Origin of the sequence: Bacillus sp. BPN334 (genome assembly GCF_008368885.1) — a bacterium.
GTDB classification, from domain to species: Bacteria; Bacillota; Bacilli; order Bacillales; family Bacillaceae_G; genus Bacillus_A; species Bacillus_A wiedmannii.
On the sequence record NZ_QOZW01000019.1, the window covers coordinates 32,436 to 51,314 of the forward strand.

Consider the following 18,879-nt stretch of genomic DNA (forward strand, 5'->3'; position numbering starts at 1 on the left):
AATTGTATTAAATTATTTTCATTCTAAGTTCATTCCAGGCAAAAGTCAAGGAATTCCTATCCGAATTTACCGAATATCTAAAAACCCTTTTAACACACCAATTGTTTCTGGTGCTTGCAGTCTTGCACATACGTACGGAAATTCCGTACTACCTTCAAACATCATTTGAGATGTGAGCGGTGCCCCTGCCCAAAAGATTTCATCATCGATTACGATAAACGGGAATGCTTTGTTTTGCCTTTGTAACTTTACATTTTTCAATGGAACTGGTCCATCACTATACACCGTTATTTGCGCATTTGTACGCATTAACGCTTGCCATACTCGCTTATCCACTTGTTTTGTGCTTGGAAGTGAAATAATAATTTTTCGTTTTGCAGCTAAAATATCTTTCAATAGCCCTTTCGGTTCTTCAAGATTCATTTCCATAAACCAGCGTAAACGTTTCGAAATTTTTCGTTCCCACAATTGTCTTGATGTCGTACGATCATACACATCTCCGTGACGTTCTATATGAGCCGTTAATTGTGATAACGCTTGTTTTCTCGAAAGGTTTTTACGCATATAATGGCAATCTGATAATTGAATGAACTTCCCTCTCGCTCTCGTTACGGCTACATTGACGAGGCGATGGTTTTTATGGTCAAAGAATAACACACCAGGTCGTTCTTGCGGATAACTATCCACCGTATCAAATATCATCATATCTCTTTCAGAACCTTGAAACTTATGAACCGTTGCTGCTAAAACTGGTATGTTTTGATATTTCGTTCTCTGCAACATTTCTCTAATACACGTTGATAAAAAGCGGGATTGTGCCCTGTAAGGTGTAACAACACCGATCGATTGAACACCATCTAACAGTCCAATTAACATCATTTGCATCGCTACTAAACCAGACATAATGTTAAAACGAGAACCTGAAGCAGCGTCTTTTAACGAAAAGGCTCCCATTAAGCTCGTATCAAATAAAACACTTGCCTCATTTGCGAACGGTTGTAGCTGTGCAAGTTCTTTACGCTCTGAAACAGACGGATGATCATATACTCTATTTTTATAAATAAATGAATTTGTAAACTTCGATATATCCGCATGCATACGTCTTTGTTCCTGCAGCATAAAGAGGTTCGGATGTGCTTCTGATTTATTGACAGACTCAACAATCCCGGCATGGTAAAACATATCTTCCCCGAGCCATTTTCGAACGAGTTCATGGTTCGCCATCGCGATTGGAGGTAACTGTAAAAAGTCACCACAAACGACAATACGTTTTCCAAGTGAAGCAGCTAATGCAATTTGCGGAACATATGCCATACTCACTTCATCTACGACAACTAAATCAAATGTACGCTCATAAATAAGTGAATCAATGGCACATTTCGATAAAGTTGCGCCGATTACTTTCGCGTTTTCAATGTATTCTTTTTCTACTTCTTTAATTTTCGCTTTTTGCTTTCGAAGATCATTTTCAATCTCTTGTATACGCTTCTTATCAGCAGAAGTCGCTTTATATGATAAAATCTTTTCACGAAGATCTTGTCGTGTCTCTTCTAAATAGAGTCTTTCTTCTCCCCAAGATCCGTTCGTCGTTTCAACTAGCTTCGACGTAAGTAATGTTTCATGATTTCGTATATGTTCATGTTGACTATAACCGTAACGAACAATTTCGCCAGGTGTCCATTTCTTTTTCTTCTCAATTTGCTTCGTTACTTCGCTCATTAATACGTCTACTGCCGCATTACTATGAGCTAATACAAGTACCGATTTTCCTTTTTGATAATGAGCCGAAATAATACGTGATAAATTGTAAGACTTCCCTGTTCCAGGCGGTCCCCACACGTACGTTGTCGGATTGTAAAACGAACGATACGCCAATTCATTTTTCGGATTTTTCATCTTCTCAATATGTTTCGGACTGCTCGTCCCATCAACAAGACGCTTTATACGATTACGTTTTAACTTATCTTTATGTGCCTCTTTCAATCGCTCTTGTAGTTGCTCTAACAATTGCCACGGTTCACTGTATAAAACAGCTTCTCGTATTTCACCTTGTATATAATCATTTAATTTCAGTTCTATTTCTAATCCATGTACAGATAATACTTCTCCTGTCGCTTCCTCACCATCAAACTCAATTCGAATTGGTGAACCTTCAGGTAAGCTTACTTCCGAAATAAGCTGAAATACGTATACTGTACTTTCATAATCTGTATATAAAAAACGACCGTTCATAATAGAAATTTTACTACCACCTATCGTTTTCCAATGTTTAATTTCATACGCTAATGCATAATGCCACTCTTTCATCGTTGCCGATAATGAAGGAGTTTGAGTAGGTGTATTCATCGTATAATCTCCTTCCTTCTCCCCAAACATACTTTCTCACTATACCATATAACAAGCTAAAATTTGTAAGGTTTTTATCTTGCTTATTTTCTTAATTTTCAATAACATATTGTATATAATTTTCAGAAAGAAGGGATCTACATGCCAGTTAGAAGAATTGAACACGTCGGTCTTATGGTCGCAAACTTAGAAACATCTATTTCATTTTATGAAGAAGTAGTTGGCTTACAACTCATTAAACGTATGGGTCACCCGAATCCAGACTTAAAACTCGCTTTTTTAGGTGTGGAAGAATCGAAGGAAACGATACTCGAACTTATTGAAGGTTATAACTCTTCTCTTCCGGCAGAAGGAAAAGTACATCATATTTGTTTTAAAGTAGATTCATTAGAAGATGAAATTGAAAGAATACAGAAACACGGCGTAACCTTTCTATTAGGAGAAGAAATTGAAACATTACCAGATGGAACACGTTACATATTCTTCGCTGGTCCTGATGGAGAATGGATTGAGTTTTTTGAAACGGAGAGATAAAGTGAGACTTTAGTCAGCCTACAATTAGCGGGATAATAAATTTATTATCAACATAAGGAGTAGAAACTGATGAATACAGTTTTTATTATCGTTTTTTGGATACTTATGCTCTTTCCAATCCTTTACGTAATCAAGATAAAGCATTGGAATTTAAAAGTAGCTGCCTTATTTGTTGGAAGAATTCTATTAAGTATTATCTTTTTCATAAATGGAATTGTGTTAGGACTGCAACGAAATTGGGCAGAGCCTCCCTATGGAACAGAATGGGATGTCTTTATAAATTCTTTATTACACGGTAAAACTGATGCACTTATACACTTATTACTTCTAATTATTATTGTCACATTCGACTTAATAATCTTATTTTATTATAGAAATAAAAAAATTAGGGTGTTTCCCTATTTCTTTCATCTTGGCTCATATTAATGCGTGGGAAACAACATAATTGATTATATGCCAAAACAAAGACAAAAACGGACCTGTTATCAGGTCTTTTCTTGCTTTTTCTGTTACACTCCTTTAAAAACAACATAAGTCAAACAAAATTCGCTATACATGTTACAAAATTATATTTCCTTTCATATTTTGCAACATGTTTAGACAGATATAATAGAACTTTATCAATTTTATTGGATAAACATGGGCAGATAAATAAGCCACACTATTAAATTCGAATACGAATAATTATATTAAGTTTCAAAAAAGGAGATGAATTATTTTGAGGTCATATTTCCCAAAATCATTTTCAACCTCAAAACAGAAAAGAGACTGCCGTAGAATTTTCCCTGCTTTTCCAGCTTAATTCCCTCCTGTTCTCCATATAATATATCTACCTTGATTCAATTTATGTTTTAAATTGTTATTTTTCATATAATCTTTCTCCACCTCGATCAAGCTAACAAAAGTACATTTCATCTTACTTTCTCATTATATAGACTATACCAATTTCTCTTCTCACTTAATGGTTTCGTTTATGTTAAAAAAATAGAGCCTCAGGGACGAAATCCTGAGACTCTATTTTTATTTTAAAAAGGACAGCATGATTTTCTCTGTTTCTTCTTTACTTAAATCACCTGCAAGAATTAAGACTTGATAAGCGCTATTCTTTCCTTTTGCAGGAACAATCATTTGCATTACTTTATAGGTTTCCTCTGTATCAAGACTTTCAACTAAGGTTATTTTTGTACCTTCTAATTCATAATTTGTTACCTTTTCATTATACTCCGCTCTTTTATTCGAGAATTCTTTTCCCTCATCAGTAACTGCAGATTGGTGCACAATATATACATTATCTTTACTTTGATTTTGATATTCATAAATAAAATCGGGATTCATTTTTCCAGTAGTCTTCGGTGTTGTAACACCTTCTCCAGTTAATTTAAACCCTTTTACCACATAACTTGGGGCATTAATTGGAAAATCAACATATTTCTGTGCTTCCTTTTTAGTTAATCTAAATTCCGAAGTAATTTTCTGTCTAAATGGTCCAATTTCTTCACTGTTTTTCTGATATTTTTTTTGTTCTTCTGAATCTAACTTTTCAGGACTTCCTACTAACTTTACTTTTTTACCCAAAGTATATGCTTCTGTTTCTAAATCAATAAATCGTTCAAATTCTTCTTTTGTAAACAGATTTCGTGCCAAACCAACTTCTTTAAGTAAAGTATTATACTCTCCCTCTGAAACAAAAAATTCTGCATCTGCCCGTTCTTTTGTACCAATCATTTTTTCTACAATTTTCTGTATAGGAATATCGGTTTGTGTTTTTAATTCTTTCATATTATTTTTCACTTCTATTTGTTGTTTCTCAGGGTTAGTCGGCTTATCAGCACGGGCGTTTAATAAGGATACAGATGAAACTGCAATAACTGCCACAGCCCCTATCGCAGACCAACGATATGATTTTTTTTGGAATTTTTTAATCATTAGAATTCTCCTTTTTAACGCTCTCTTGTTTTTACTAAAATTTACTATACTTGGTACTTGATAATAACTTGAGTAGTGTTCCAATAGACTAATAATAGTATGTCCATACGCAATTCGCTCCTCTGCATCTATACATGTAAGAGCTAATGCATCGCATGCTAGTTCTTGATCTTCCCGCATACATGAGTAGGCATACCATAGAATGGGATTAAACCAATTTAAAATTAGTAAGCCATGCATAAGCCAGTTCACACCAACATCTCTTCGCTTGATGTGAGCTAATTCATGATGAAAAATATATCGTAACTGTTGCTCATCTAATATTTTCATATGTACAGTTGACAATAGCAACTTGGGACGAATAAATCCAAACACTGTTGGACTGGAAACCTTTCCAGATACAAATAGAGGGATATTCCGTTGAATAGACATAGATTGCTTACACTTTTCAAAAAGCTGGACAATCTTCTCGTCTGTAATAACAGGTTGTTTTTTTATGTAAAGTAATAAACGCCTGTTCATTATAAAAGTAGCAACACTTAAAAGGATAACACCAGTAAGCCAAATGTATATACAAATTGTATAGAACGGAATTGGCTCACCATCCTGCTTTTCATTCATGCCTGTTTGTGTCTTATTTGTCTGAACAGTTTTTGTTGAACTTGAGGTATAAGTATCTTCTTTTGTGAGAACCTTTGTATCGTCTATACCTTTTAATTCTTGCGTACTCTCTTTTGTAAGAAACTTAGCTACAGGATTTCCCCTAGAAATGAATGCATCATCATTCTTGTAAGTAAGAACAGAATAGATACTATAGGAACTATCTGGCGACCAAGGTAATACAAGTCTTATAATTAATATGATCCATAGCATATATTGCCAACGTGGCGTTAACTTATTTCTAAACAAGACCTTGATACACAAGATTAGGCCCACTAATATACTAGCCATAATGGAAGTCTCAATCATCCAATCAAAAAAAGCAGGTAGATAGATATTTACAAATTTTTCTATCACTATAATCTATCCTTCCTCTGATTTTCCTCAGTTTTCTCATCCAGAATACGTTTAAGTTCGTTAATATCTTCTGAAGACAGCTTTTCTTCTTTTAAGAAATTTACAAGTAAAGGTTTAAATGCTGCACCATAGAAACGTTTAAGCAAAGATTTTGTTTCTACTTGTAAATAACTATCTTGCGATACCAAAGGATAATAAGCGTACATACGCCCTTTATCTTGATGGTAAGCAACTGCTTCTTTGTGAACTAATCGATTAATTAGTGTTCGAATCGTTTTGGGTTTCCAATCCATTTTCTTCTCTAACTCTTCAATCACTTCATTTGCGGTTTGTGGAGATTTTGACCACAGTACTTTCATTACTTCTAACTCAGCTTCTGAAATTTTAGGTAATTCTTTCATTAGTTTAAATTACACCTCCATTGGATTACATTTGTAATCCGTAACTGAATATTACACTTGTAATCTTGCATTGTCAATCTTATTTTATATTTTGAAATCCTTTCCTATGCCCATCAACATAAGGACGAAAAAAATTAACATAAGTATAGAACTTCATGTCCTCCTAATGAGACAAAAAAGTAGATGCTTCATAAATATTTTTTGTTACTAATATAAAATTGAATTTTAATTTCACACTTAATTAGTATATTCCGTTTTAAAAAAGTACCCATTTTCTTGTCCATATATCGAGACAAGAAAATGGGTACTAAATGCAATGTATCTGTAGATAATTCAGCATTTTACACTATAAAATAAGTTCCTACTTTCATGTCTTTTTACTCCCCTTTTTTGTTGTACAAGGACATGAAACTCCAAACTATTTAGACTAGAAATTCTAAAATAAGATTTTTATTAATTATTTAATTGTATATTAAATAATTAATAAAATCAGCGTTTTTAAATATAAAAGACCCAAAACAATAACAATTAGTTTTAGGTCTTTTTAAGTATTTCTGATCCAATTCTTAAATTATTAAGTCGAAAATATTGAACGATCTATAGTTAAAAATTATATACTTATTACTTCTCTTTCGGAAGTACAATTCTTTTATATAATTGAACTGTAATCAAGTAGTAAATCGAGTAAATCACTACAAAAATAACAAGTGGTAACCAAATGCGAGAGTACGGATCGATTAAAAGAGGGCTAAACATGTTCATACCAACTAATATATGAGTAATCCCCACAATTGCTGGGAATAAGAATATGAAGAATAACTCTTTATAAATTGATTTTGTTAATAATTCTCGGCGGACACCAATTTTTTGAAGCATTTGATAACGTGTTACATCTTTTGATGCTCCCGACAGAACTTTAAACATTAAACAACTTGCCATCATTGCTAAGAATGCAATTCCAACGAAGAAACCCATAAACATTATTCCGCTGGCAAAACCATGACTCATATTATATGTTTGATACTTACTATGCAATTCTTCTGCGTTCACATTTTTATATTTCGCTATCTGTAATTCATCAAGTTTTTTCCATTCTTTTATGTATGCTCCAAAATCATCTGTTTTCCCAATGAACACAGTACTTTCTTTACCCTTCATACCATCGTATATTTTTTGGTCTACAATTTTTATTTCATAATCAGGATTCACATATTCTGGCTGAATCGTTCTGAAAGCCTGGATCCATTGTTTTGTGTCCGTCTCTCCTTTAACCCATTTTATTGAAAAGGCACCAATTGGTAATCCCTCTGAAACTTTCTCTTTTTTCAAACCTTGTATAAAAGGGCGATTTTTCTCTAAATCTTCTTTTAGATAATAAACATACTTATCATCCACTTTGTAATGATATTCAAGTTTTTCTTGAAATAAGATACCACCCAAAATTGTCTTTTCTTCCGCTGTTGGATTATGAATGACTGAATCGTAAATTCTTATTTGATCTGTCATTTTTAGGATGTTGTTTTTAAATGCCATACCACAAGCAATTCCACCAGCACCAAGAGCCACTAAGATTGCTACTGTTGCAAGCACATTTGTTAGACCATTAATGCGGAAATTTAATTGTGCAAAAGTAAAAGCATTGAGGCCTTTTTCACTACGTTTTTTATTACTCTTTAGCTTGTTAATCATAACTGGGAGAAGTGATCCAAATATTAGGTAAGTACCAACGGTTGCTGAGATTAATCCAACGGCCATTAATCCCAAAACAATTAGCGAATTTGCATATGACATATAAATTAGTGATGCATAACCAATACCTAATAAAAGAATACCAAGGAATGCAATTACAACGGTCATTTTTCCTTTTATGGCAACACGTTCTGTTTGTTCATCTGCATGTACAAGTTGCAGTACAGAAATACGAGATAATTTAATACTATTCATAATTGCCGATAATACAAATAGTGCAAAGAAGAAGACACAAGTAATAGCTATAGATGGCAGATAAAGTGCTTTATAACCTTCGCCAGCAAACTCGAGTTGTTTCATTAATAGCTGACCGATACCTTCTGCAAGTCCAACACCAATTGTAATTCCAATCAAAAGAGATGTGGCACCTAATATAATTGTTTCGATAAACATAAGTAAGGTAACTTTATGCTTTTTTGCTCCTAACATCATATACATACCAAATTCTTTTTGACGAAGAGCTGATAAGAAAGAGTTTGCATATAAAATATAGAAAAATGTGATAACCGCTAACAAAAAGGAACCAATTTTAAATACAGACACAATATCCCTAATAGAAGAGTTAGATTCAAGGAACGTTTTATTGGATGCTAGCGTTTGAAACATATAAAAAGTTGAAATAGAGACAATAAGACCAACAAGTAAAACAATGTAATCTTGCAACTTACTTTTTAGGCCTGACATAGAAAGCTTAAATAACATGATTGAACTTCCTTCCTTACGCTTTTTGTGTGCCCAAGTTTGCAAGCACGTCTAAAATTTCTTTATAGAATTCTTCACGGGTACCACCGCGATGAAGTTCTTTATATAACTCACCATCTTGAATGAATAAAATACGCTGGCAGTAACTTGCGCTGTAAGGATCATGCGTAACCATCATTATGGATACACCTTGCTCTTTATTTAGGCTTGTTATGGCATCAAGTAAACTCGTTGCATTTTTGGAATCTAGAGCTCCAGTTGGCTCGTCCCCTAAAATAATAGCAGGTTCATGCACTAACGCACGTGCTGCTGCAGAACGCTGCTTTTGTCCACCAGATACTTCAGAAGGATACTTTTGAAGTATTGCTGTAATGCCTAACATATCAGCTACTTTTTCTACTTTCTTTCCAATATTACGAGAAGAAACACCTTGAAGGGAAAGTGGTAGTGCAATATTTATATATATAGATAAATTCTCTAATAAGTTAAAGTCCTGGAAAATGAATCCTAATTTTTGCGAACGGAAATCAGAAAGCTCACCTTGCTTCATTTTCGTAATATCCGTACCTGCAATTTCAACAATACCGCCCGTTGCTGTATCTAACGTTGAAATTACATTTAATAATGTTGTTTTACCAGAACCAGAAGGCCCCATAATACCAACAAACTCTCCCTCTTGAATCGAGAATGATACACCTTTTAACGCGTGTGATTGATTCTCACCTTTTTTACCGTACAATTTTTGAATGTTTTTTACATCTACAACTGGTTTTATCATATATATCCTCCTACGTTTGTTTTTTCTATTTCATTACAATAAGCTACTATTTTTATTTGCTACTAAAAAAATAGTCATGTTGCATCCACCCTTATGCTACTATGAAAACTTTCATCTTATCTTCTTCACTCACCCCATCACTTTGAATACACCCATGATAAACTATGAAAATTAGGAAACACCCCATAAAATCCTTAAGATTTCTTAAGTTTTTATAAAAAAAGCTTATGGAATCTATAATTCCATAAGCCATTCTATTTTATTGGATGTTCAACAATAAAGGACATCCAGCCGTCTTTAAATTCTGCATGTATATTACCATGATGAAGTTCAACAATTCTTTTTGAGATAGCAAGCCCCAGACCATTTCCCTGGTCATCTTTTCTTGCCTTGTCCCCCCTGAAAAACCTTTCAAACAATTTATTTGGATCACTAACTGGCGGTTTCTCGACTTTATTTGACACTTTCAAAATTGCTTTGTTATCCATTAATTCAAGACATACGGATAATTCGGATGGTTTCATGCTGTACTTTATCGCATTCATAAACAGATTTTCATATACACGTACCATTTTTTCTACATCTATGAAGATAGGTATTGTTTCTTGTGTAATTGATTTTTGAACGATTAAGCTTTCCTTTTCAAATATAGGAATGTATTCTCCAACTATTTGCTCCAACAAACCTGATAAATCAACTTCATTAAGATTTAACTTAGCATCTACGCCTGATAAACGAGTATATTCAAACAGCTCATCAATTAAATATTTCAGTCTCTGTGACTTTGAATAAGTGGTTTCAAGGTATTCCTGTAATTGTGTTTTACTGTTGTATTGCCCTCTTTTTAATAAATCTATATAGCCAATAATAGATGTTAACGGTGTGCGTAAGTCATGAGATACATTGGTGATAAGTTCATTTTTTGTACGTTCCAATCGTCTTTCTTGTTCAAATGTATTTTCCAATTCCTTGGACATATAGTTGATATTTTGAGCAAGTTGGGTCAATTCGTCCTTCCCCTTAATCCCAATTGTCAAACCCAGTTTTCCATTTGCAATATCATTTACATTATCCGAAATGAGCTTCAAATATGCTATTTTCTTTCGAACCAATATCAAAAAAATTATTATAAAGTTAAAGATTGCGAACGCGAATAAGAACAACAATACCAAATTGAATTCAAACATACCAAATTCTTCGTGTTTTATAAATAATGGATCTATAACGTATGCCAAAATGAGGATTGTTAAACCAAATGAAATAAAAAAACTAACTGCAACAGCACCAAGAAGTTTTATAATGATCTTATTTCTAAAACTAACATTCTTCATATTTTATATCCAATTCCCCAAACAGTTTTAATATAAATAGGATGTTTAGAGTCCTCTTCAATTTTGTCTCTTATTTTTGTAATATGCACCATGACGGTATTATCTGATTTATAAAAAACCTCTTTCCAAACTGCTTCATATATTTTTGCAACACTCAGGACAATCCCTTTGTTGCGGGCAAGTAATTCGAGAATAGCAAACTCTTTTGGAGTTAACCTTGTTTCTTTTCCTCTTACCCATACTTGACATGTATCTGTATTTACGGTTAAGTCACCAATTTCTAGAATGCTTTTATTATGCTCTATTGGCGTATTGTATTTTTTAAATCTTCTTAATTGGGATTTCACTCTAGCGATTAATTCTAATGGGTTAAACGGCTTTGATAAATAATCGTCTGCGCCAGAGGCTAGACCTTGAATTTTGTCTATATCCTCAGATTTTGCAGATAGCATAATGATAGGCATATTACGATCTTCCCTAATTTTCATACATGCTTCAATGCCATCCATATTCGGCATCATAATATCTAAAATAATCAAATCAAATTCCTTTTCTTCTAACAGTTGTAAAGCTTGTATAGCATCTTCTGCCTTTTGAGTTTTTAGGCCTTCATTTTCCAGGTATACAGAGATAAGATTTCTAATTTCTTTATCATCATCAACAATAAGAATTTTTGACTCCATTTTATTCCTCCACATTAAATGCAATAAGTATCCAATAAAGCATATATTTGTTGTTAATTAATTAATAAACTTAATAGAGATTGTTTCTATCTTTTTTCTTTACTTAAGACGATTCTTTGTAAAATACACAAAAAGACCGTCACAGTATTGTGACGGAAAAACAGGAAAATTTCAATAACTAATTACTATTATTATTTATTTTTAGCTTTTAAGGCATCTAACGCTATTTTGGTTGCTTCTGCAATAAGCTTATCATCGTATTTAGCATCCTCTTTATCATGATTAGAAAGTATCGCAAGAACAATTGGCTTTTTATTTGGTGGCCAAATAATTGCGATATCATTTCTGGTTCCATAAGATCCCGAGCCAGTCTTATCAGCTACTTCCCATCCTCCTGGAACTCCAGCACGAATTAAGTTGTCTCCCGTAGTATTCCTTTTCATCCAATCTATTAATAAATCCCGTTTCTCAGTTGAAAGTACATCTCCTAGCGTAAAAGCCTGAAGACTAGTAGCTAATGCCTTTGGGGTACTAGTATCATGGGCGTCTCCTGGATACACTTCGTTTAACTCTGGTTCAAAACGTTCAGGATTTGTAACGGTATCCCCTATTTCTCTCAGTGATTTTTTGAATTCACTAGGTCCACCTAATTGTTTAAGAATAAGATTTTGTGCAGTATTATCACTATATCGAAGGGAAGCATCTGCAAGCTCTTTCAGAGTCATACCTGTATCAACATACTTTTCTGTAATTGGATTGTAATTAACAAGATCTTCACGAGTATACAAAACTCTTTGATTTAGATCTTCTATTGATTTCTTTTGTAAAAGTACTCCCACAGCTAAAGCTTTGTGGGTAGATGCGTATGCAAACCGTTCATCTGATTGATAAGTAACGGTTTGATTCGTATCAGTGTCCAATGCATAAATACCGAGTTTAGCATCAAATTCTTTTTCAAGTTTAGCAAAAGAATCATTACCAGTAGTTTCTTGTTTGATTTGATTTGTTTGTTTCGTTTGTTTAGGTGATTCAGATGGAGTATTACTATCAGAACAGCCTATAAGCGTTGCACATGAAAGAAATACTACAGGTACTATCTTTTTGTAATGTAACATGTTAAAAAACTTGTTTAAGACTATCATACATTTTCAACCTCTTTCAAGAATATATGGTTTTTCTAGGTGTTTACATACCGATACAATTAAAGCGTGTATCGGATATCACTCTTCTTGCGTCTCACTTTTCATAAAATGAGCGAACTATCATGAACACCTGTTTTATACGTATACTTAATAGACAACCTAAGTAACAATTTTGTTCCATAAATAAGAATCTTGAAAAAGAACTGATAGAATCCTCTATTACGATTCCCTTATACTATGATACACGTCAAATTCCTTTTTCATCAGATTTAACGAATATTAAGATGAAATATTTTGGGTATGTGGATTTTTCTCAACTTTGGATAAGACCTTTAATTTAAAATTCACAAGAAACCTAATCCACTTGTAATAATTATCACCCTATTTAATTTCATAGAAGGTATACCTAATTTGATACATTCCTCCAGCGATTTGACACTATGCTAAAAACTGTTCAGCCAGTGTGCAAAAGTTTATTTTAAATTTCAAATTCCGTCAAGAAATTGGTTAACACCTTGCCCATCAAGCTAAGATTATATAGCTTTGATTTCATATGAGATTTTTTCTTTTTCTACGGTATCAGTCCCGCTTATTAAAAATAAGAAAATCCCGTATTCAATAAAAATACGGGATTTTTTTATTTTTAATTAACACTTATTCGAAAGAAGTTCATTCGTTACATATTACTTATCTAATTAAGAAAAATTCATATACCAGCCCAAACATCTTTTCCATATCGCCCTTCTTCTTGCACACGATCCAACCAATTCCTTGCTTCTTGTTCACTGACTTCATGAATTTCTTGATATGCTTGACAAAGGGTGTCTTCTACGTCAGGAGCCATTTTACTTCCATCACCACATATATAAAGATGAGCCCCATTATCTAATAACGAAATTAAATTGATTCTATCTTGTTTTATTAAATGCTGTACATATGTTTTAGGATATCCTTCTAAGCGAGAAAAAGCTGTGTGTAAAGAGATTAATCCATCTCTTTCATCATTTTCTAGTTCTGTACGATAGAGATAATCCTTTTCAGGATGACGACAACCAAAATATAGATGTGCTTGTCCTAAGTTAATACCTTTTTGCTTTTGAACACGACGCGCTTGCAAGAATCCACGGAATGGTGCAATTCCAGTACCTGGTCCAACCATGATAATTGGTGTTTCTGGATTTTCAGGTAATTGAAAGTTTGATTGTGGCGTTCGAATGAAACAGATAATCTCGTCTTTATTATGACGCTGAGCTAAATAATTAGAAGCGACTCCTTCATATGTCCCTACCCCACTCCATGCAGGTGCATTAACAACACCAACCGTAATGCTCAGACGATCCTGTGCAACGAGTGGAGAGCTTGAAATAGAATAGTAACGCGGTTTGAGCGCAGGAAGAAGTTCTAAAAAGCGTTCAAATCGGATTTCACAAGCCTCATACTTTTCAAGAAGATCCAACATTGACATACGTTTCTTTAATATTTGTTCATGATAAACTCCCTCTTCCAATAATGATTCCAATTCCTTTTTATGAGGAGGGCATGCTGTAAATGTCACCATTTCTCGTATTTGTGCTCGAGTAGCTGCTTCTTGAATTTCTACACTATAACTAAGAAGGTCAAATAAACTAACAGGACTGTCTAAAGGTATGTGATTTACACTTCGTCCACTTGCACTCAATATGACTTGATCCTTCCCATTTAATCCAAAGCGTTTTAAAATTCGGTTGACATTTTTCTCACTATTAATTGGCAGCACCCCAAGGTGGTCACCTTCTTGATACGTAGCACCTACTGGCAAGGATATCTCAATATGTCGCGTGCTTCTTTCACTGCTAGATGATTGAAGTTCACGATTTTCTAGTATAGATGCATAAACTGCTTCATATGTTCGTGCAAGAGGAGATCCTCCAAGACGACTAACAAATTGTAAACTTAATGTACTACGTTCTTTCTCAATGTTTTTGTTAAGTTCCAATCCAAATGCCTTCATCGCATCAGACCACATACTTTGTTTCCATTGCTCAAGTTGTTCCTCGAAATCACCACTTGCATCCGCTTCTCCACGTGTAGAAAATCTTGTTGCTCCTTTTTGAGCCATTTGCTCATCAATGTATCTTGGAATCCGCTGATAAGTACTAGCCCAATTATGATCTCCACAACCAAAAACTGCGTATTGAACACCTTTTAGCTCATCCGGTTTTAATTCCTCCAACCATTGCACAAACTGCCCTGCATTACTTGGTGGTTTTCCATTATAAGAAGAAGTTACAATAAGAACCGCCCCTTCTTTTGGCAGACTTCCAATTCGATCGTTAAGAGCTACCACTTCCGTTTGAACACCTTCTAAACTAGCTGTATCTGCTAGTTCTCTTGCAATACCTTCCGCTACCCCTGTATCCGATCCATACAGAACAAGAAGCGAAAGATTATCGGCTCCAATAATAGAAGGAGTTTTCTGAACTTGCTGTTCGATTTCATGGTTTTTCAGTTTCTCCTCGATAGGCGCAAGAACAGTAGTATGGCTAATAGTTTGTTTTCGTGGTAGAATCCTAATTTTAAAATCACCAGGCTTTAGCGTTAATGTTTGTTTTACGTCCAGCTGATAGTCTTGATAATCGATGAATTCAAAATGTTGAAGAAGCATTCCCGTTACGAGTGTGGCTTCATGAAGTGCAAACTGCATACCGATACATGCTCGTTGACCATTTCCAAATGGCTTATAAGCATGATGGGGAATCTTATCCAGCTCTTCAAATCGTTCAGGTTGGAATTCTTCCACATTGTCTCCCCACGCGTCTTTATCCCTATGTAGCTGTGGAATAAGAACAGAAATACGATCTTCTCCTTTCTTAATAGGATATTTCCCACCAATCACTGTATCCTCTTTTGCATAGAGACTGAATGCTGGAGCAGTAGGCCATAGACGTAGCGATTCATTTAAAATCATCCGGATATACTTTAATTTCATAACTTGTTGGTATGTTGGAGTGGGATCTGTTAAAACCCGATCTACTTCTTCATAAGCTTTTTTCAATTTATCTGGATTCTTTAATAAAAAATAGATTGCAAAAGATAATAATCCACTTGTTGTTTCATGCCCAGCTATTAAAAAAGTGATAATTTGGAAACGAATATTTTCATCATCTAATTTTTCACCAGTTTCCGGATCCTGCACATTTAACATACGGGAAAGTAAATCATTTTCTTCCTGATTTCCATTACTTTTACGTTCAGCAATAATATTATCTACTAAAGAAAACATAGATTGAATATCATGCTGAAATTGACGTTTCGTTCTCCACATGAGTTTATCTTCTATATCCAGCCGCTGTAATTGGTGCATTGCCTCATCTAGAGCACGGCTCATGCTAGTAATAAAAGGATGAGGGGTCTCACGATAATAGCTATTAAATCGATAATTAAAACCACATAGACCAATTGTATCCAATGTAAGGCGAGTCATATCCTCCGGAACATCTACGTTTTCATTCGGATTAAGCCGTGCCCATTTTTGAACGAGTTGTACGGCAATATCGACCATCATAGCATGATAATCTTTCATTGCTCGTTGGCTGAATGTAGGCATCAAAATATTATGAGCTTTTTTCCAGTTAGGCTCTTGAGTCTCGCTTGTAAATAATCCATCTCCAGCAAAGGCACGAACTTTTGCTAAAGCACCCTCTATACTTTTATCGAACCGTGTTTCGTCACAGACTTCTGCTACCAGTTCATGTCCAGAAACGACAATGATGGTATCACTTAAAGTTTGAATTTGAAAAATGGGACCATACTCTTCCGCTATCTTGATAAAGGATAGGGTCGGTTTATCTTTATCGATTAGTGGGAGATTCCCCAGCAATCCATATGTTTTCGGTTGAGGAATGGCAGATACTTTTTTTTCCATTAAAAACACCCTTTCAAAAAAACATGAAATAAAATATCCCATTCAATAAAAAGAAGATAGCAATGAATCGCCTGGGATAAAGATATGTAATTGATTACCTTATTTTATCTTTTCCCTAACTATTCACGATTATGATATTGCTTATAAAGTTGGTAATCTAAATTGTTTGTTGCTATTACATTTATAACTTGCAGAGAAAATACTAAATTAAAATGAAGCGTATTATTATAATGTTTATCAGAAATTGAGAGCTAAAGATTGTAGTATTGGGAAAACCAGTAGTTTCTAATGTCAATTCAAACAAATACGATAAGTAAGTATACTGTGTTGCTAATGAAAAAGGATCTGATATGAATATCAGATCCCTTTTACTATATATAATTATTTCACTGATTCTTTTCCAGATTTAAATACCAGCGCCTTAGCGGCAGAAATTTGCATTTCTTCATAGTCTAACTAAACAGTAAAAACTTAGAGGAATCATGATCTAAAGTTTTATTTTACTCTACCGATTTAACCTCTCGACAGCTTCCGCGCTTGTATCTACACGTTTAACGAAAAAAACTAATAGTAGTGCAACAATATTCATGCCAAGCGCTACATAAAATGAATATTGAATTCCAGATAATAAAGCCTTCTGAGTTAACATTGCCTTCGTAGCTTCTGTGAAGGTTGTTGGATCTACATCAGCCATTAGACTTTCAGCTTTTGTTTTTGTTACCGAATTCATAATCGTAACAAGGATAGCAGTACCAATCGAACCGGACACTTGTTGAGCTGTATTATTAACAGCTGTACCGTGCGGATTTAAGCGAGTTGGCAATTGATTAAGGCCGTTTGTCATAAGTGGCATCATCACCATCGCCATCCCAAACATCCGCAGTGTGTAAATAAGAATAATATGTGTGTGACTAGAGTCGAGTTGCAGGTTTGCTAGCATATAAGTTGAAACAGCTGTAATGGAAAGTCCTACTATACCAAGAATCCGAGGGCCGTATTTATCAAATAGTTTACCTGTAATTGGTGACATAACCCCCATTATTACCGCACCTGGAAGCATCATCAGCCCAGAGCTCAGCGGCGAAATACCGCGGACGTTTTGTACATAAGCTGGTGTTAAAATCATACCCGAAAACATGGCCACTGCGTTAACAATCGCAATTACAGACGCAAGTGCAAACATTGGGTACTTGTAAACACGTAAATCCAATAACGGTTCATTCATTTTTAATTGACGGATAATGAAAGCGATTAGGGAAATAGCGCCTATGATTAAGGTTGTTAAAACAACTTTATTCGTCCAACCATCGGAACTTGCAGAACTGAATCCATATAACAAACCGCCAAAACCGATAGAAGATAATAGTAATGAGAGATAATCAAGTTTTGCATTTTTGTTTTGTCTCATGACATTCTCTGATTTCCACATCCCTAACAGTAAGCTAATGATTGCTAACGGTAAAATCATTTCAAAAAGCAAACGCCAGTCATAATACTCTACAATATAACCCGATAGTGTCGGTCCAATTGCTGGTGCCGTAATCATAACTAATCCAAAAATCCCCATCGCTGTTCCCCTTTTTTCTCTTGGAAAGCTTACTAGCATAATATTCATTAACAAAGGCCCCATGACTGAAGAACCTGCTGCTTGAACCATCCGACCAGTAAGTAATAAACTAAAGTTCGGCGCTAAAGCCGCTAAGGCCGTACCAAGAATAAAAATTAACATAGATGTAATAAATAAGCTCCTATTGGAGAAGCGGGTTATTAAAAATGCTGAGGCCGGAATTAATATACCACTTACAAGCATATACCCTGTAGAAAGCCACTGGATCGTCGAATAATCTTTAATGTCTAAATCCTTCATTATTGATGGCAAAGCAACATTTAAAAGCGAGTTATTTAGAAATGAAACAAATGCTCCAATAAAAAGGATTACAAGCATTAAATATGGTGGCTTTCTTTTATGTAATGTTTCACTCATATATTCATTTGCCCCTTCATTATAAATTCCATTGATTCGTTTAAATCGTTTGTATATCTGCATAAGAATACATTATCCTTTCAGTATTTTGCCAAACTCTTTGAATGGATATTCTCTTTTTAGTAATTCTACTTGCTCGACATAACATGTTAAATTTTTTTGTTGATTAAACCTTTATAAACGCGTTTGTTAACCAAAATTAAATTAGGCTGAATTAAACAAAAGGAGCGACTGAAAATACCCTTCTAAAATAAAGTGACACTTGAATCAGTGGTTCTTTTACAGGCAGCCGCTTTCACTTAATTTTGAGGTGGTGTCTTATGCCCACAAATAGCGGGATAAATATGACCACACACCCATTCCTTTCAATACAGGCTTGTAA

Annotated in this window: 12 protein-coding genes; 2 read left to right on the forward strand and 10 right to left on the reverse strand. The window is 34.4% G+C overall.

Annotated features, from left to right (window positions below):
* Positions 1 to 66: 66 nt before the first annotated feature.
* Positions 67 to 2,376, reverse strand: coding sequence for an AAA domain-containing protein (locus tag DN393_RS25840; RefSeq protein ID WP_142289279.1), 2,310 nt, complete (start codon positions 2,374 to 2,376; stop codon positions 67 to 69).
* 111 nt (positions 2,377 to 2,487) lie between these two features.
* On the opposite strand from DN393_RS25840, the gene DN393_RS25845 reads away from it, so the two are divergent.
* Positions 2,488 to 2,880, forward strand: coding sequence for a VOC family protein (locus DN393_RS25845; protein ID WP_001145279.1), 393 nt, complete (start codon positions 2,488 to 2,490; stop codon positions 2,878 to 2,880).
* A gap of 69 nt (positions 2,881 to 2,949) precedes the next feature.
* Positions 2,950 to 3,306, forward strand: a complete 357-nt coding sequence (locus DN393_RS25850) for a hypothetical protein (protein ID WP_081257286.1) — start codon at positions 2,950 to 2,952, stop codon at positions 3,304 to 3,306.
* A 594-nt stretch (positions 3,307 to 3,900) separates the two neighbouring features.
* On the opposite strand, the gene DN393_RS25855 is transcribed toward DN393_RS25850, so the two are convergent.
* The 9 genes from DN393_RS25855 to DN393_RS25895 form a co-directional block, all read right to left on the reverse strand.
* Positions 3,901 to 5,823, reverse strand: a complete 1,923-nt coding sequence (locus DN393_RS25855) for a M56 family metallopeptidase (RefSeq protein ID WP_149174077.1) — start codon at positions 5,821 to 5,823, stop codon at positions 3,901 to 3,903.
* Positions 5,823 to 6,224 carry a BlaI/MecI/CopY family transcriptional regulator gene (locus DN393_RS25860; RefSeq protein ID WP_000661426.1) on the reverse strand — a complete coding sequence of 134 codons (402 nt, stop codon included), beginning with the start codon at positions 6,222 to 6,224 and terminating at the stop codon, positions 5,823 to 5,825. Before DN393_RS25860 ends, DN393_RS25855 begins: the two co-directional genes overlap by 1 nt.
* 621 nt (positions 6,225 to 6,845) lie before the next feature.
* Positions 6,846 to 8,675 carry an FtsX-like permease family protein gene (locus DN393_RS25865; RefSeq protein ID WP_064475779.1) on the reverse strand — a complete coding sequence of 610 codons (1,830 nt, stop codon included), beginning with the start codon at positions 8,673 to 8,675 and terminating at the stop codon, positions 6,846 to 6,848.
* Between the two features lie 16 nt (positions 8,676 to 8,691).
* Positions 8,692 to 9,453, reverse strand: coding sequence for an ABC transporter ATP-binding protein (locus DN393_RS25870; RefSeq protein ID WP_149174078.1), 762 nt, complete (start codon positions 9,451 to 9,453; stop codon positions 8,692 to 8,694).
* A 254-nt stretch (positions 9,454 to 9,707) separates the two neighbouring features.
* Positions 9,708 to 10,784: a HAMP domain-containing sensor histidine kinase gene (locus DN393_RS25875; RefSeq protein ID WP_064475780.1), complete on the reverse strand. Its 1,077-nt coding sequence runs from the start codon at positions 10,782 to 10,784 to the stop codon at positions 9,708 to 9,710.
* Positions 10,781 to 11,467 carry a response regulator transcription factor gene (locus tag DN393_RS25880; protein WP_048559889.1) on the reverse strand — a complete coding sequence of 229 codons (687 nt, stop codon included), beginning with the start codon at positions 11,465 to 11,467 and terminating at the stop codon, positions 10,781 to 10,783. Before DN393_RS25880 ends, DN393_RS25875 begins: the two co-directional genes overlap by 4 nt.
* A gap of 191 nt (positions 11,468 to 11,658) precedes the next feature.
* Entirely contained in the window at positions 11,659 to 12,609 is a 951-nt protein-coding gene (gene bla, locus DN393_RS25885; RefSeq protein WP_064475781.1) for a class A beta-lactamase, read from the reverse strand.
* Between the two features lie 706 nt (positions 12,610 to 13,315).
* Positions 13,316 to 16,513 carry a bifunctional P-450/NADPH--P450 reductase gene (gene cypD, locus DN393_RS25890; RefSeq protein WP_149174079.1) on the reverse strand — a complete coding sequence of 1,066 codons (3,198 nt, stop codon included), beginning with the start codon at positions 16,511 to 16,513 and terminating at the stop codon, positions 13,316 to 13,318.
* Positions 16,514 to 17,018: 505 nt separating this feature from the next.
* A complete protein-coding gene (locus tag DN393_RS25895; protein ID WP_149174080.1) occupies positions 17,019 to 18,497 on the reverse strand; it encodes a DHA2 family efflux MFS transporter permease subunit in 1,479 nt (492 codons plus the stop codon).
* Positions 18,498 to 18,879: the final 382 nt, after the last annotated feature.